Source organism: Pseudomonas sp. PDM13 (assembly GCF_025685765.1).
Lineage (GTDB): Bacteria > Pseudomonadota > Gammaproteobacteria > Pseudomonadales > Pseudomonadaceae > Metapseudomonas > Metapseudomonas solani.
The window spans coordinates 278971-293427 of record NZ_JAOTQU010000004.1 but is presented as its reverse complement, the minus strand read 5'-3'; the positions used below and the strand labels follow the sequence as shown (position 1 = coordinate 293427).

At 64.6% G+C, this 14457-nt stretch carries 13 protein-coding genes; 10 read left to right on the top strand and 3 right to left on the bottom strand.

All coding sequences use genetic code 11. From position 1 onward, the window contains the following. Positions 1–34: 34 nt before the first annotated feature. A complete protein-coding gene (locus tag OEJ36_RS06790) occupies positions 35–1417 on the bottom strand; it encodes a TolC family protein (RefSeq protein WP_263400861.1) in 1383 nt (460 codons plus the stop codon). A gap of 334 nt (positions 1418–1751) precedes the next feature. On the opposite strand from OEJ36_RS06790, the gene OEJ36_RS06785 reads away from it, so the two are divergent. Continuing rightward, positions 1752–2435 (top strand): response regulator transcription factor, encoded by a 684-nt coding sequence (locus tag OEJ36_RS06785; RefSeq protein WP_263400860.1) that lies wholly within the window; start codon positions 1752–1754, stop codon positions 2433–2435. Between the two features lie 11 nt (positions 2436–2446). Here the strand turns inward: OEJ36_RS06785 and OEJ36_RS06780 are convergent, their stop codons facing one another. Next, positions 2447–3211, bottom strand: a complete 765-nt coding sequence (locus OEJ36_RS06780; protein WP_263400859.1) for a response regulator transcription factor — start codon at positions 3209–3211, stop codon at positions 2447–2449. A gap of 183 nt (positions 3212–3394) precedes the next feature. Between OEJ36_RS06780 and OEJ36_RS06775 the strand changes: the two genes are divergently transcribed. The 4 genes from OEJ36_RS06775 (at position 3395) to OEJ36_RS06760 (ending at position 9478) form a co-directional block, all read left to right on the top strand. Beyond that, on the top strand, positions 3395–5410 hold the full coding sequence (locus OEJ36_RS06775; RefSeq protein WP_263400858.1) for a sensor histidine kinase: 2016 nt from the start codon (positions 3395–3397) through the stop codon (positions 5408–5410). A 98-nt stretch (positions 5411–5508) separates the two neighbouring features. Next, positions 5509–5988 (top strand): RNA polymerase sigma factor, encoded by a 480-nt coding sequence (locus tag OEJ36_RS06770; protein ID WP_184488081.1) that lies wholly within the window; start codon positions 5509–5511, stop codon positions 5986–5988. A gap of 54 nt (positions 5989–6042) precedes the next feature. Continuing rightward, positions 6043–7005 carry a FecR family protein gene (locus OEJ36_RS06765; RefSeq protein ID WP_263400857.1) on the top strand — a complete coding sequence of 321 codons (963 nt, stop codon included), beginning with the start codon at positions 6043–6045 and terminating at the stop codon, positions 7003–7005. Between the two features lie 100 nt (positions 7006–7105). Continuing rightward, on the top strand, positions 7106–9478 hold the full coding sequence (locus tag OEJ36_RS06760) for a TonB-dependent siderophore receptor (protein WP_263400856.1): 2373 nt from the start codon (positions 7106–7108) through the stop codon (positions 9476–9478). A gap of 63 nt (positions 9479–9541) precedes the next feature. Here OEJ36_RS06760 and OEJ36_RS06755 read toward each other — a convergent pair whose 3' ends face one another. Continuing rightward, the gene (locus tag OEJ36_RS06755) at positions 9542–9877 is read right to left on the bottom strand and encodes a type II toxin-antitoxin system HicB family antitoxin (protein WP_263400855.1); all 336 of its coding nucleotides are present in this window, start codon (positions 9875–9877) and stop codon (positions 9542–9544) included. Between the two features lie 215 nt (positions 9878–10092). Between OEJ36_RS06755 and hxsD the strand changes: the two genes are divergently transcribed. From hxsD to OEJ36_RS06735, 5 genes are read left to right on the top strand one after another with little or no spacing between them, the layout of a single operon-like run. Next, a complete protein-coding gene (gene hxsD, locus OEJ36_RS30580) occupies positions 10093–10461 on the top strand; it encodes a His-Xaa-Ser system protein HxsD (RefSeq protein WP_411860972.1) in 369 nt (122 codons plus the stop codon). Beyond that, positions 10461–11951: a His-Xaa-Ser system radical SAM maturase HxsB gene (gene hxsB / locus OEJ36_RS06750; RefSeq protein WP_263400854.1), complete on the top strand. Its 1491-nt coding sequence runs from the start codon at positions 10461–10463 to the stop codon at positions 11949–11951. Before hxsD ends, hxsB begins: the two co-directional genes overlap by 1 nt. Before the next feature lie 2 nt (positions 11952–11953). Continuing rightward, positions 11954–13183 carry a His-Xaa-Ser system radical SAM maturase HxsC gene (gene hxsC / locus OEJ36_RS06745; protein WP_263400853.1) on the top strand — a complete coding sequence of 410 codons (1230 nt, stop codon included), beginning with the start codon at positions 11954–11956 and terminating at the stop codon, positions 13181–13183. Beyond that, complete coding sequence (hxsA, locus tag OEJ36_RS06740) at positions 13180–13830, top strand: His-Xaa-Ser repeat protein HxsA (protein ID WP_263400852.1); 651 nt, start codon at positions 13180–13182, stop codon at positions 13828–13830. The genes hxsC and hxsA overlap by 4 nt, the downstream gene beginning before the upstream one ends. Before the next feature lie 26 nt (positions 13831–13856). Then, entirely contained in the window at positions 13857–14321 is a 465-nt protein-coding gene (locus OEJ36_RS06735) for a hypothetical protein (RefSeq protein WP_263400851.1), read from the top strand. Positions 14322–14457: the final 136 nt, after the last annotated feature.

Genomic DNA, 14457 nt, shown 5'->3' with positions numbered 1-14457 from the left:
GCGTGCGCTGGACGGATCGGTATCGCGGCGGGCCTCAGCGGGCTTTGCCCTGGCCGGCATCGAGGGCGGCCAGGGGCAGCGCCTTATCGGCCGGCACGACGATGCCCGGCTGGCGGAACAGCTCGGGGCTGAGGCGGCCGGTGGCGCGCAGCAGGCGGTAGGCGGCGATGATCTCGTCGATACCGGCGGCGGTAGCGTCGCTCTGGGCGTTGATCAGGCCGACCTCGCCGTTGAGGATGTCCAGCAGCGAACGGCGGCCCATCTCGCGCTCCTTGCGCGCCAGGTCGAGGAAGCTCTCGGCGATGTTCACCTGGTTGCGCAGGTGCTCGGAGCGCTCGCGGGAGGTCTGCCAGGAATCCCAGGCGTTGCGCGCTTCCTCGATGGCCTGGATGCGCACGTAGTCGGCCTTCTCCTCGGCACTCAGCACGGCCTGGTCGGCGGCGCGGGTGACGTGGTCGGCGCGCATGCCGAGGTCGAACTGCCAGTCGAAGTTGACCATGGCCTTGGTGTCGTCGCGGCGGCCCGGGGAGCCGTCGTAATCGTCGAAGTGGGCCTGGCTCAGGCGGAACGACAGGCGCGGCATCAGCTCCTTGCTGCGGGCGGCATCGCGCTCGGCGAGGGTCACCTCGGCGCGCTTGATGGCGGCCAGCACGTCGGGGTTCTGCTGGCGCACGCTCTCGATGATGTCCACCTCGGACGCCGGCAGGCTGGCACCGGGAACGGCCAGGGCCTCCAGGCCATCGGCGGCGATGGTGGTTTCGCCGAAGATCACCCGGTAGCGGTTCAGGGCTTCGCGCATGCGGCTGTCGGCCATCACGCGACGCGCCTCGGCACCGGCCAGCTGCGACTTGGCCTGCAGCACGTCGGTGGCGTAGCCGCGGCCGGCCTCCATGCGCGCGTTCTCCAGGGAGGTCTGCTGCTTGATGTTCTGTTCCGACTGGCGGGCGTAGGCCTGGGTGCGCTGGGCCTGGATCACCTGCAGCTGCGCCTCGATGGCGGCCAGGGTCAGGTTCTGCACCTGCAGCTCGCGCTCGGCCTCTTCCTTGATCAGCACCACCTTGGCGGCCTGCACGCGGGACGAGGTGGCGCCGAAGTCGGTGATCAGCTGGTTGATGCCCACGCTGGCCTCGGATGGGTCGTAGCTGGCATTCCCGCCGTTTTCACGGTCGATGTGCTGCTTGCCGGCACTGCCGTTGACGGTGAGCTTGGGGAAATAGGCGGTCTTCTCGACAGCGACCTGCTCGCGGGCGGTCTCCACGTCGGCGTCGACCATGCGCACCAACTGGTGCTCGCGCAGAACCCGTTCGAGCTTGTCGGCGAAACCCTGCTCGGCCGAAGCATTCGCCGTGCACAGCAGCAGGCAGGTGGCGAGCAGCTCTCGCCGCGCGTGGAAGACGGGTTTCATTGTTGAAAGCATGGGCGGCTCACCGATCAGGTCATCGAGATGATCCGGGGCACGGCACCGGAACGGCGCGATACTAGCTTTCTGCCATCTCGTGAAACTGACAAATGCTGACATTCCACCCTTCTCGACCGATTGACGCATGGCCTGCGCCGCTCTGGCACGCTGGTTCCAGCCAGCCCCGCCGTTGCGTTCGGGCAAGCGAAGCGGCAAAAAACCGTGCGTTTCCATCCCCGCCAAGGTTCTATAATCTGCAAGAAATGCTGCCATTAACCGGTCAGCGCTTTACCGAATGGATGTAGGTAAAGCGGAATTCGCACCACGGAAGATGCCGTATCGAACCCCGTGAATGATTGATCTGATTCTGCTCGAAGATGAACCCATCCTCGCCGAGGAACTGAGTGAGTTCCTCGGCGAATCCGGCTACCGGGTCACCCTGGCGGACAGCCTGGCGAGCTTCGCCGACACCTTCGACGAGCAGCGCCACCGCATCGCGATCATCGACCTGGGCCTGCCCGACGGCGACGGCCTCGACCTGATCCACCAGTTGCGCGAGCACGGCAGCACCCTCGGCATCGTCGCCTTCACCGCGCGCGGCTCCACGGATCACCGGGTCGCCGGCTTCCGCGTGGGCGCCGACCACTACCTGGCCAAGGGCTGCGACCTGGAGGAACTGGCAGCAGTGCTCGAAGCCCTGCGCCGGCGCCTCGGCCTGCAGCGCGGCGGCACCCGCTGGGAGCTCGAACTGGCCTCGCGCCAGTTGAAGACGCCCAACCAGCAGCACCTGCGCCTGTCCCACCAGGACATGCTGGTGCTGCACTGCCTGATGCAGCGCGCCGGCGACATCGTCTCGCGCCGCGAGATCGTCCGCGCCCTCGACGAGGACTACATGACCTACGACCAGCGCCGGCTGGACACGCAGATCCGCCGCTTGCGTCGTAACGTGGAACAGGCCGCCGGCCTGGAACTGCCGCTCAAGACCCTGCGCAACACCGGCTACTGCTTCTACGAGAAGGTGCGCATCGTCGCCTGAGCGGCCCGGCATCAGCCCGCGCAGAGCAGGCGCCCGATGAACGCATACCCCTGGTTGCGCAGCGAGCGGATGGGCGTTGGTGCCCCGTCGAGCCCAGCGATCTTGCGCCGCAAGCGGCTGACGATGGCCTCCAGGCGGCGCTCGTCGTAGGTCAGGTAGTCCTCGCCCAGCCCTTCGGCCAGCACGCGGCGGTTGGCGGTCTGTTCCGGCGCCTCACGCAGCAGCCCCAGGATCCGGCATTCCTTGCGGCTGAGCTCCAGTTGCTGGCCATCCGGTGCGCTGAGCACCTGCCGTTTCGCGTCGATCACCCAGCAGTCGCCCAGCGGTGCGGCCTGCATGCCGAGGCGACGCATCAGCGCCTCCATGGCCGACAGCAGTTCGTCTTCCGCCACGACGCGGCCCAGGCAGTGGTCGGCCCCCAGTGCGTAACCCGCCAGGCGCTGGTCGAGACGGCCCGGCTCGGTCAGCAGGACCAGCCCGATGCCCGGCCACAGGGTGCGGATGCGCGCCGCCAGTTCGAGCCCGGCCTTGCCCTCCCCGGCCAGTTCCAGCAGCACGACGTGCGGGCCGAACAGGGCGACCTCCGCCTCCAGCAGGGTGTCGACGGTGCTCATGGTGACGAAGCCGACCTTGCCCAGCAGGCGCAGGCACAGGTCCGGCTGGCTATCCGGTGCGGCTTCCACCACCAGCAGGCGCATGTGCGCGAGCGGCGTGGCGCCTCCTCCCACCCGGCGCAGGACGGTGGCCGGTGATGTTGCCTGGCTGCGTTCTTTCACTGCGATCCCACCCTGGCGGCCCTGTGCTGACGAACGGTATTCCGGCGGCCGCCAGCCCGGAACACGGCGGCACCCTACCCCAGGAAGGCCCTGCGCAAACCGAGCAAATCTGAGCAACGCATCGAATCGCGGAGCCGGGCAGGTAGAATCCTCCGCTTCCGCAAACACCCGTGGCGCCGAGCGATGACCCGTCCCCTTGCTTTCCTGCTGTTCTGCCTGTGCCTGCTGTTCTCCTGGCAGGCAGGCGCCGACACCCTGCACCTCGGCGAGCGCGGCAAGGGCACCAAAGGGCACCTGGAGCGCCTGGACGACCCGGATGGCCGCCTCGACGCCGCCGGCGCCATGCAATCGAGCGACTGGAAGGCACTGCCCGGCTCGCTCAACGCCGGCTTCACCCGCAGCGTGATCTGGCTGCGCCTGCAGGTGCAGGCCGGGCCGGATTCTCCCGAACGCTGGATGCTGACGCTGAACAACGCACTGATCGACAGCGCCACCCTCTATGACTACGAAACCGACGGCGCGCCACGGGAACTGCGCAGCGGCGAATCCATCAACCGCAAGACCTGGGAAGTGGACTACCGCACGCCCTCCTTCGCCCTCACCCTGCAACCCGAGCAACCGCGCTGGCTGCTGCTGCGTCTGGAGGCACGCAACGCCATGTCGGTGAGCGTGCGGCTGATGCCCGCCGCCGAATTCGGCGACCGCACCCGCGTGGAGTACCTGGGCTCGGGTTTGTATTTCGGCATCTACCTGGCGCTGATCGTCTTCCACAGCGTGTTCTGGCGCATGACCCGCGCGCCGGAAAGCGGCTGGTACCTGATCTACGTGAGCTGCTGCATCTCCATCGAGAGCCTCAGCTACGGCCTGCCGCAACAGATCTTCGGCATCCCCGGGAGCATCAGCGACCGCTTGCTGGGCTGCGGCCTGGCGGCCAGCCTGCCGATCGGCTTCATCTTCGCCCAGCGCCAATTGCAGGCCACCGACATGGTGCGCTTCCGCCGCCTGCTCACCGGGCTCTGCGTGACCATCGGCCTGGTCTCCGCCACGGCGGTGCTGGCCGGGCACTACCAGACCGGCGCGCCGCTGGTGCAGATCGCCTCGCTGCTGACCATCCCGCTGCTGATCGGCATGGCGGTGCGCCTGCTGTTCAAGGGGCACGCCACGGCACGGGTGTTCCTGCTGGTTTTCGGCATCTACTACGCCGGGGTGATCGTCAGCTTCCTGCGCAACCTCGGCATCGTCCCCACCTCCTTCGTCACCGACAATGCCGCCGCCCTCGGCACCCTGCTGCACATGCTGCTGATGAGCATGCGCATCATCAATCACTACCGGAAGCTGAAGGACGACAAGAGCCGCGCCGAGCGCGAGCTCAAGGACGTGCTGCAGGACCAGAACGCCCGCCTCGAACGGCAGATCGATTCGCGAACCCTGGAGCTGCGCGACGAGATCCGCCGCCGTACCGAGCTGGAAGGCGAGTTGCGCGAACTGCTGCGCCAGGAGCAGCGCATCCGCGAGGAGCAGCGCGACTTCGTGGCCATGGTCTCCCACGAGTTCCGTACGCCGCTGGCGATCATCGCCACCTCGGCCCAGCAGATATCCCGCCACCTGGACAGCGCCCCGGAGCGCAACGAGCAGCGCTGCCAGAACATCCGTGAATCCACCACGCGCCTGCTGACCCTGGTGGACAACTACCTCAACCACGACCGCATGGCCGAGACCAGCACCGAGCTGCGCCACACCGAGCAGAACCTGCCGGAGCTGCTGGCCCGCAGCACCAGCGACGTGCCACCCGGGCGCACCCGCATCGAGTACCACAGCCAGCGCCAGACCCTGAGCTGCGACACCAGCCTGACCCGCATCGCCCTGCGCAACCTGATCGCCAACGCCGACCGCCACGCCCCGGCGGACAGCGTCATCCGCCTCGATGTGCGCGAGCGCGCGGCGGACGGCATGCTCGACATCCGCGTGGTCAACGAAGGCCCGGAAATCCCCCGAGAACAGGCGCCGCTGCTGTTCCAGAAGTACTTCCGTGGCAGCCAGGCCCAGCAATCCCCCGGTGCCGGCCTCGGCCTCTACCTGGTCAAGCGCATCGCCACCCTGCACGGCGGCGAGATCGAGCTGGAAAGCACCGGCAAGGACGCACCCATCTGCTTCCGCCTGAGCCTGCCGGTGCAGCCCGAGGGTCTCGCCACCGGCTGAACGCGCGAGGCAGAGCGGCGCATAAAGATGTAATTGAGAAGTGATTGCATACGCATTAATCTCGCAATCCCTTTCAACGAGTCGCCGCCTGCCCACCCATGAGCAAGCCGTCGCCCTTCCTGGCCCTCTACCTGCGCGAACAGAACCGGCTGCTGCAACTGATCCGGCGCATCGTCGGTGACCGCAGCACGGCGGAGGACCTGGCCCAGGACACCTTCCTGCGGCTCTGGGACCGAGAGCTGGGCGATGGCGACCGCAGCCTGCTGTTCCGCACCGCGCAGAACCTCGCCCTCGACCACCTGCGGGCGCGCCAGGTGCGCAGCCGCCACGCCCGCGAACAGGCGGAAGACGAAGGCGACGGCCTCGACCTGCAGCAACAGGCCGAAGCGCACCAGGAACTCGAACACCTGCTGCGCCGATTGCAGGGCCTGCCCCGCCGTTGCCAGCAGGTCTTTCTTCTCAGTCGCCTCGATGGCCTCTCCTATGCGAGCATCGCCGAGCGGCTCGGGGTTTCCCTGAGCACGGTGGAGAAGGACATCATCCGCGTCCTCCAACATTGCCAGCGCACTGAGGGCTGACCCGGTGTCGCACGTTGTACTGGCAGCCCCCTCGATTCGTGGAACGCAAGCAGAGTGAAGACCTCGCCCGAACAGCAAGCACGGCAGGATCGCCAGGACACGGCGACCCGCTGGTACGTGCGCCTGCAGAATCCGCAGTTGCCGGCGAGCGAACGCATGGACCTCCGCCGCTGGCTGGACAGCGACCCGGCCAACGCCGAAGCCTTCCAGGCGGTGGAGCAGCTCTGGCAGAAACTCGGCGAACCCGCCCGGCAACTCGCCGGCGATGGCTGGCACCGGCGCCGCCCGGTGCAGCGCCAGCGCTGGCCGGCACTGGCCGCCGCCTGCGTGCTCGGCCTCGCGGTGGGCACGCTGTTCTGGCGCGACCCCGGCATGCTGCAACGCTACGCGGCCGACCATGCCAGCGCCCCCGGCACCCAGCTGCAAGTGACCCTGGCCGATGGCAGCCACGTGCTGCTGGATGCCGACAGCGCCCTGGACCTGCACTTCAGCGACAGCGAGCGCCGCGTCACCCTGCTGCGCGGCCGCGCCTGGTTCGACGTCAGCCACGACGCCAACCGCCCCTTCGTGGTGGAAAGCCCGGGGCTGCGCACCCGTGTGCTCGGCACCGCCTTCGCCGTCGACGCCACCGGCCAGGCCGAGCGGGTCACGGTCAGCCGCGGGCGGGTGGAGGTCCGGGGCAACGCCGCCGACTCGCTCGTCACCCTGATCCCCAACCAGCAGGCCAGCCTCGACGGCAGCGGCCTGCACGGCCCGGAAACGGTCAACAGCGACCGCGCCCTGGCCTGGCAGCGCGGGCTGCTGATCTTCGATCGCGCCAGCCTCGGCGAGGTGCTCGACAGCCTCCGCCACCTCGGCCACCCGCCCGTCGTGCTGCTGGACGAAACCCTGCGCAACCAGCGCATCTCCGGCACCTTCCGCACCAGCGACCCGCAAGCGGTGCTCAGCGCCCTGAGCATCGAACTGGGCCTGAAAACCACGCGCATCCCGGGCTTGGCGGTGGTCCTGCATCGCTGATGCAAAAAATCTGAAAATTTCTTGAGGGGTTTCCCGGTCTCGCCCGTTGTATCGGCAGTGAATCATTCGCATTTGCCATTTACCGGGGGAGAACCACCGCATGACCAACCGCCACCGCCTGGCCCGGACCCTGCTCGCCAGCGCCCTGCTCGCCACCCTCGCCGCGCCCATGCAGGCCCACAGCAGCGAGGCCGCCAGCGAGCAGCGCCAGCCGCAGTTCCAGTTCGATATCCCTAGCCAACCGCTGCTCGACGCCCTCGGTGAATTCACCGCCACCACCGGCATCGCCGTGCTGCGCACCACCGAGGAACAACTCGCCGGCCAGGCTCCCGCGGTGCGCGGCCGCTACACCGCCGACCAGGCCATGGGCCTGCTTCTCCAGGGCAGCGGGCTGAGCTTCCGCCACGGCGCCGGCAGCATCACCCTGGAGCGCCCCAGCGGCGACGGCACCCTCGACCTCTCGCAGATCGACATCAACGCCGCCGGCCAGCAGTCCGCCTGGGGCCCGGTGAGCGGCTATGTGGCCACGGCCGCCGGCACCGCCACCAAGACCGACACGCCGATCATCGAGACACCGCAATCCATCTCGGTGGTGACCCGCGACCAGATCACCGACATCCACGCCCAGAGCTTGCGCGACGTCCTCGGCTACACCGCCGGTGTGATCGCCACCGAAGCCGACGACCGCCTCACCGACACCTTCGTCCTGCGCGGCTTCCAGATCAGCGGCAGCACCTTCCGCGACGGCATGCGCTACATGAGCAACATCTACGACGGCACCCAGGAGCCCTACGGCATGGAGCGTGTGGAAGTGCTGCGCGGCGCCTCCTCGGTGCTGTTCGGCCAGGCCGCGCCGGGCGGCATCATCAATGTGGTGAGCAAGCTGCCGACCCGCGAGGAACTCCACGAGATCAAGGCCGAAACCGGCAGCAACGACCGCCACCAACTGGCCACCGACCACGGCGGCGCCCTCACCGATACCCTCAGCTACCGCTTCACCGCCCTGCAGCGCAAAAGCGACACCACCACCGACCACGTGCCGGACGACCGCACCTACATCGCCCCGTCCCTCACCTGGCAACCGGATGAGGCCACCAGCCTGACCCTGCTGGCCACCTACCAGAAAAGCCGCACCGCCTACGTCTACGGCCTGCCCGCTGAAGGCACCGTGCTGCCCAACCCCAACGGCCATATCTCCCGCCACACTTTCACCGGCGAGCCGGGCTACGACAAATCGGTGATCACCGCCTGGGACATCGGCTACCGCTTCGAGCACGCCTTCAACGACGACCTCAAGGTGCGCCAGAACCTGCGCTACTTCGAATCCGAGAACGACATGCCGTCGGTGTGGCTCGACAGCTTCATCGACCCGCAGATGACCACCGTCGCACGCGGCGCCCAGGACCGCGTCGACGACTCGCGCAACTTCGTCGTCGACACCCAGCTGGAAGCGCGCTTCCACCACCAGCGCGTCGAGCAGACGGTTCTGGCCGGCGTCGACTACGGCGATCGCCACCTGCAGACCGACCGCTACGACTACGACCTGACCCCGCTGAATGTCTTCAACCCGGTCTACGGCGGTACCTTCACCCCCCTCGGCCCAGCGCCGTACAGCTCCAGGAACCGCACCCGCCAGAGCGGCCTCTACCTGCAGGACCAGATCAAGTTCGACGAAAAGTGGGTGCTGTTGCTCGGCGGCCGCCAGGACTGGGCCAAGCAAAAGGAGGACGCGCTGTACAACGACTACAGCTCGCGCCAGGACAGCGATGCCTTCACCAAGCGCGTGGGCCTGGTCTACCTCGCCGACAACGGCCTGGCGCCCTTCGTCAGCTACAGCGAATCCTTCGAGCCCCAGGCGGGGCGTAGCCGTACCGGCCAGGACTTCGACCCCACCGAAGGCGAGCAATACGAACTTGGTATCCGCTACCAGCCGCCCGGCAGCAACGCCCTGTACTCCGCCGCGCTCTACCAGCTGACCCGCAGCAACGTGCTGACAACCGACCCGGTAGACACCAACTTCCAGGTGCAGACCGGCGAGGTACGCTCCCGTGGCCTGGAGCTGGAGGCCAAGGCCGATATCGGCAGCAACGCCAGCGTCACCGCCTCCTACGCCTACACCAAGGCCGAAGTGACCCAGCAGACCACCAGCAGCGCGCCCGGCCAGAAGAGCGGCGGCATGCCCCGCAACATGCTCTCCGTCTGGGGCGACTACCGCTTCGGCCAGGTCGGCCCGGGCGAACTGCGCGCCGGAGCCGGCGTACGCTACGTCGACGAAGTGCCGGGCCTGTTCAACACCGCCCTCGTCGCTCCCTCCTACACCCTGGTGGACGCCATGCTCGGCTACGCCATGGGCCCCTGGGACCTCACCCTAAACGTCACCAACCTCACCGACGAGGACTACCTCAACTACACCTACGCCGCCTTCTACGGCGCCGAACGCCAGGTCACGGCCGGCGTTGCCTATCGCTGGTAAATCCCAGCGGCCAGAAACGACAGAGCCCGCATCAGCGGGCTCTGTTCATTTACCACCCCATCGCTACTTGGCGAGGGCGGCCTGTTCGAAGACCTCATCGGCCCATTGATTCAGGCTCTTGCCAGCCACCTGGGCGGCGATGGTCGCTGCGGCATGCACCTCCGGGCGGATGCGCAACATCATCTTGCCGGAAGCAGGCTTCTCCGGGCTGACACCTCGTTCGGCGCAGTCCGAGAGATAGTCATCCACTGCCAACTGAAACTCGGCACGCAGTTGCGCCACGGAGTCGGCATGGAAGCTGACGATGTCACGGATGCCCAACAACCGCCCCACGAAAAGGTCATCGCGGTCATCGAACCCGATGCGGGCCGTGTAGCCCTTGTAACTCATGCTGTTCATGCTTTTATCCCCGCTCGCAGAAGAAACTCGCGAGCCTCTTCCACTTGGCATCTCCTGGCCTCTTTCCCCGGCTGAGGACGGTGAGGAGAATCTGCGAGATCGAAGCATTCTCGCAATGATATCGAGAGGGAGACACACGCCTTCAGGCCTGAAAGGAGGTTTCCTGTCTTAGTCGAAAGTCTTATCTACCCCGAGGAAATAACCTTATATAGACAATGGCATTTTGCCTTCAGACTAAGGCAATATTCGGGCAGTTCGGCTTTTTGCTTACTTGGAATGGAATCCCAATGACTTGGTGTTTGTCCCTTGATCTGGACGAAAGCGTTTACTCGCTTCCCGTCGTTCAACGCGTCGCTTACGCACTGGCAGACAAGCTGACTATTCAGCTCAGCCGCCGGGGGCAGACACTGGTCCTGGAAATTTCCCCGTCTTCAACAGGCACACCGACAGGACAGCAAGAAGCCCGGGACCTGCTATTTCGGACGCTTAACGATTTCACTTTGCGGGAAGTCATCCGGCAAGAGACACGGGGCTTCCACGAGTTGTTGGCAAGGGTGGCGCTGCAAGAGAGCGGTGCACACTGATGCCCACTCCCCTGATCGCTACCGACGGTGGCTATCGCCTCCTCCCCTTTCGCTTCATGCGAATAGAAGGGGATTCCCGGGACGATGTACTGATCACCTCGGATACTGGCGAATACCTGTTCATTCCAGAAAGCCAGTTGCCAGTAATCGTTCACCGGCAGTTGCCTCCGGACGACCCGCTCTACAAGAACCTGTTGGCCCGCCACTTCATCCGGGAACCAGGCGGCCACGACCCTCTCCCGGAAATGGCAGCCCAGTACCGTAGCCGCAAGTCGTTCCTGTTCGGCGGCCCTGCCCTGCACCTGTTCGTCGTAACACTGCGCTGCAACCACACCTGCCAATACTGCCAGGTCTCACGTGCACCGCTGGCAGGTGCGGGGCATGACATGAGCGCCGAGCATGCGCTCGATGCGGTGAGCAGGTTGTTCGAGTCCCCATCCCCGGTACTGACGGTCGAATTTCAGGGAGGAGAGCCTCTTCTGGCTTTTGATCGAATCCGCCAGGTGGTCGAGGAGATAGGCGAACGAAATGAGCGGGAGCAACGCGACATCCAGTTCGTCATCACCAGCACCCTGCACCACCTCAACGACACCGTCATCGAGTTCGCCCAAAAACACCGCATTCAGTTCTCGACATCCCTGGACGGGCCCGCATTTCTTCACAACGCCAATCGACCGACTCCGACCAGGGACTCTCACGAGCGCACCCTCAAGGGCATCGAGTGGGTACGCTCCGCCTTGGGCCACGACGCAGTTTCCGCGCTGACGACACTGACCAGTAGAAGCCTCCAGCACCCTCGGGAGATAGTCGACGAGTATGTGGAACGGGGCTTCAACAGCATTTCGCTCAGGCCCCTGAGCCCCTACGGATTCGCCAAGAAATCCAGTGAGCGTCTCGACTATCCGATGCATCAATACGTCGAGTTCTACAAAGAGGCGCTGAGCCACCTTATCGAGATCAACCAGCAAGGCACTTATCTGGCCGAGGGCTATACCTCGCTTCTACTGACCAACATTCTCACGCCTTTCACCTCTGGCTATGTCGACCTACGTTCCCCCGCAGGTGCCGGTGTTGGTGCGCTCGTCTACAACTACGACGGTGACGTATACCCCTCAGACGAAGCAAGAATGCTATTGGAGATGGGGGAAAACGGCTTGCGTCTTGGCAGCGTGAAGGACTCCCTGCCTACCCTGCTCAGCTCTCCCGTGCTGGAGCTTCTTCTTTCCGCAGGCGTGGCCGAAGCCTTGCCAGGCTGTACGGACTGCGCCCTGGTCCCCTACTGCGGAGCAGACCCTATTGAGCATTACGCACGTCAAGGGGACCCGATCGGACACAGGCGACTCAGCTCGTTCTGTGAGAAGAACACGGCCCTGCTCACCCATCTTTTCAAACTGCTGCGCGATGGGGATGAAGACACGCAACGCGTCTTGTTGTCGTGGATGGCAAGGCGGTCGTTGATAGATCTCCCGGCATCCGGGTACAGGGGCTAAGCATGTTGCGTCTGGATACTCAATTCGAGATACGGAACCTCCATGCCCCCAGGCTGTTCAAGGTCATCACTCTGGACGAGCTGATCACATTCGGCACCAGCAGCTGCGCAGGAGATGCATCGTTTGATGACCTGCTCCTATACGTAGAGGACGCAGACATCCTGGACGCTCAGTTGCTCCCGTCACTCCCCTTGGGTGGTTTGCTGATCGCAAAGGGCGAACTGCCCGTCGTCGACGAAGGTACTGTGTTGCTTTCCAATCCAAGGGATGCGGAGGTAGTACGCCCGGGAGATGTCATCGCGCTGTCCCCGAGCTCCCGAATGGTCAGAGTCCTCTACCGTCGCGGCGCCAACAGCAATCTGCTGTTCATGACTGATCGCTGCAACAGCCTGTGTCTGATGTGCTCACAACCGCCGAAGGACATCGACGACCAGTGGCACATTGAAGAAAACCTGCGCCTGCTAGACCTCATCGATCCCTGTGCGGAACAACTGGGTATCAGTGGTGGAGAGCCCACACTTTACAAAGAAGGTCTCTTGGCGATTATCGACAAGGCCAAGCGGATCGCCCCGGCCAAATCACTTCATGTGCTGAGTAATGGTCGATTGCTCAGTGATCCTGCCTGGATCGCCGAATTGAAGCACATGAACCACCCGGCGCTTACCTGGGGAATCCCGCTCTACGGCGATACGGCAGAAGACCATGACCACCTGGTTCAGGCCGAGGGGGCATTCAGTGAAACCATTCGTGGCATCTACAACCTGGGCCGCGCCGGCCAGCGGATAGAAATCCGCGTGGTCCTCAATCAACTGACCATTCCACGGCTCCCACAACTGGCCCACTTTATTTTCAGGAACATGCCCTTCGTCGAACACATCGCCCTGATGGGCATCGAGAGCACTGGGCTGGCCAAGAAGAACCACCAGACGCTCTGGATTGATCCGCTGGACTATCAAGACACGCTGAGCAGCGCCTGTCACTTCCTGGAAGTGCGAGGCATGAACGTTTCGATCTACAACCTCCCACTTTGCGTGCTGAAACCTTCACTGATGCCCTTCTATCGGCGAAGTATCTCTGACTGGAAAAACCTGTTCATCGAAGAATGCGATGGCTGTTCAGCGACCGAGTATTGCGCGGGCTTCTTCAAGTCGCATTCGGAGCGCTGGAAAAGCCGGGGCATCCACCCGCTAAGTCGGGATGAACTGAGCCACTACACAAGGAGCATGTCGTGAAATTACTTGATCGCTGGAAACTGCTTGTTGGCCAGACCATGGCCTTACTTCCCGTAGTGGCTGCGCCAATCGCGCAGGCAGGGCAACACGGGCTGACCTTCGACGATCTGTCTTACGACACGAACAACGAACCGCCGGTCTTCAAGAACACCCTGAACGCCGAGAACGCCGAGAACCTATATGCAGCTCACCGCTCGCACAGCTCTCACCGGTCTCATAGTTCACATAGCTCTCATAGCTCGCACTACAGCGGCTCTAGTAGCTACAGCTCGCCTCGCGTCTATTCGTCGCCCACTCCGAGTACGACATACAGCAACCCGAGTTACAGCAGCGAAACGAACTCCAGCTCCAGTTATGGCTCCAGCTCCAGTTCCGGCTCAAACTACAGCTCCGGCCTTTCCAGCCCGACCACATCGCAATCGACAACCTCTACAAAAGCACGTCCCGCAGCGGATGATCTCTCGCAGATGATCACTCGCGTACAGATGGCACTCATGGTCAAGAAGTACTACAACGGCGCCATCGACGGCGTGTTCGGGAAAAGCACTCGAGGCGCCTTGATGGCCTTCCAGATGGACTCGGGCATCGAAATCAACGGACGCATGGACACACCAACACTCAACGCTCTGGGTGTTTCAATTCGCTGAAACCACACGACCAAGGACGATCCCCCATGCGCCGTCTCGCCTCCGCCCTGCTCCTCACCCTCGCCACCATTCCTGCCTTCGCCGGCACGCTCACCGAGAAGGCCGAAGAAATGCTCGGCGGCACGGTGCTGAACTGGACCAGCGACACCCAGCTCGAAGGCCCCGCCGGGCTCAACGCCACGGTAGTGGTACCCACGGCCGGCAAGGCCAACTACGCCACGCTGGCGATCGTCCACCGCACCCACAAGCCCGTCATCGAGCCGTGCGGTGTGATCACCTGGACGGTCGATGGCGCTGTCGCCAACGAAGGCTATGGCGAGCTGCAGCTCGACGATGAAACCTCCAGCGAGAAGGTGGTGATGATGGTGAACCTCGAGCAGTTCAAAACCCTCGCCACCGGCGGGAAGGTGGCGTTCAGCAGCTGTGGGCTGGAGGGCACGGTGAGCGAGGCGGACCAGAAGGGACTGCAGGCGATTCTGGGCAAGATCTAGCCCTACGCACGCGGCCCCGTAGGTTGGCGCCGAGCGCAGCGAGGCCCAACGGTGCGATATCCAACCTCGCCCGTTGGGCTTCGTACCTCAACCCAACCTACATGCGATCAGGCCATAGCCCGGGCTTCAGCCCGGG

Bases quoted from the DNA above. Each gene is read 5' to 3' on its own strand.
- OEJ36_RS06790 (WP_263400861.1), bottom strand. From the start codon at position 1,417: ATGCTTTCAACAATGAAACCCGTCTTCCACGCGCGGCGAGAGCTGCTC.
- OEJ36_RS06785 (WP_263400860.1), top strand. From the start codon at position 1,752: ATGATTGATCTGATTCTGCTCGAAGATGAACCCATCCTCGCCGAGGAA.
- OEJ36_RS06775 (WP_263400858.1), top strand. From the start codon at position 3,395: ATGACCCGTCCCCTTGCTTTCCTGCTGTTCTGCCTGTGCCTGCTGTTC.
- OEJ36_RS06770 (WP_184488081.1), top strand. From the start codon at position 5,509: ATGAGCAAGCCGTCGCCCTTCCTGGCCCTCTACCTGCGCGAACAGAAC.
- OEJ36_RS06760 (WP_263400856.1), top strand. From the start codon at position 7,106: ATGACCAACCGCCACCGCCTGGCCCGGACCCTGCTCGCCAGCGCCCTG.
- OEJ36_RS06755 (WP_263400855.1), bottom strand. From the start codon at position 9,877: ATGAACAGCATGAGTTACAAGGGCTACACGGCCCGCATCGGGTTCGAT.
- hxsD (WP_411860972.1), top strand. From the start codon at position 10,093: ATGGCATTTTGCCTTCAGACTAAGGCAATATTCGGGCAGTTCGGCTTT.
- hxsB (WP_263400854.1), top strand. From the start codon at position 10,461: ATGCCCACTCCCCTGATCGCTACCGACGGTGGCTATCGCCTCCTCCCC.
- hxsC (WP_263400853.1), top strand. From the start codon at position 11,954: ATGTTGCGTCTGGATACTCAATTCGAGATACGGAACCTCCATGCCCCC.
- OEJ36_RS06735 (WP_263400851.1), top strand. From the start codon at position 13,857: ATGCGCCGTCTCGCCTCCGCCCTGCTCCTCACCCTCGCCACCATTCCT.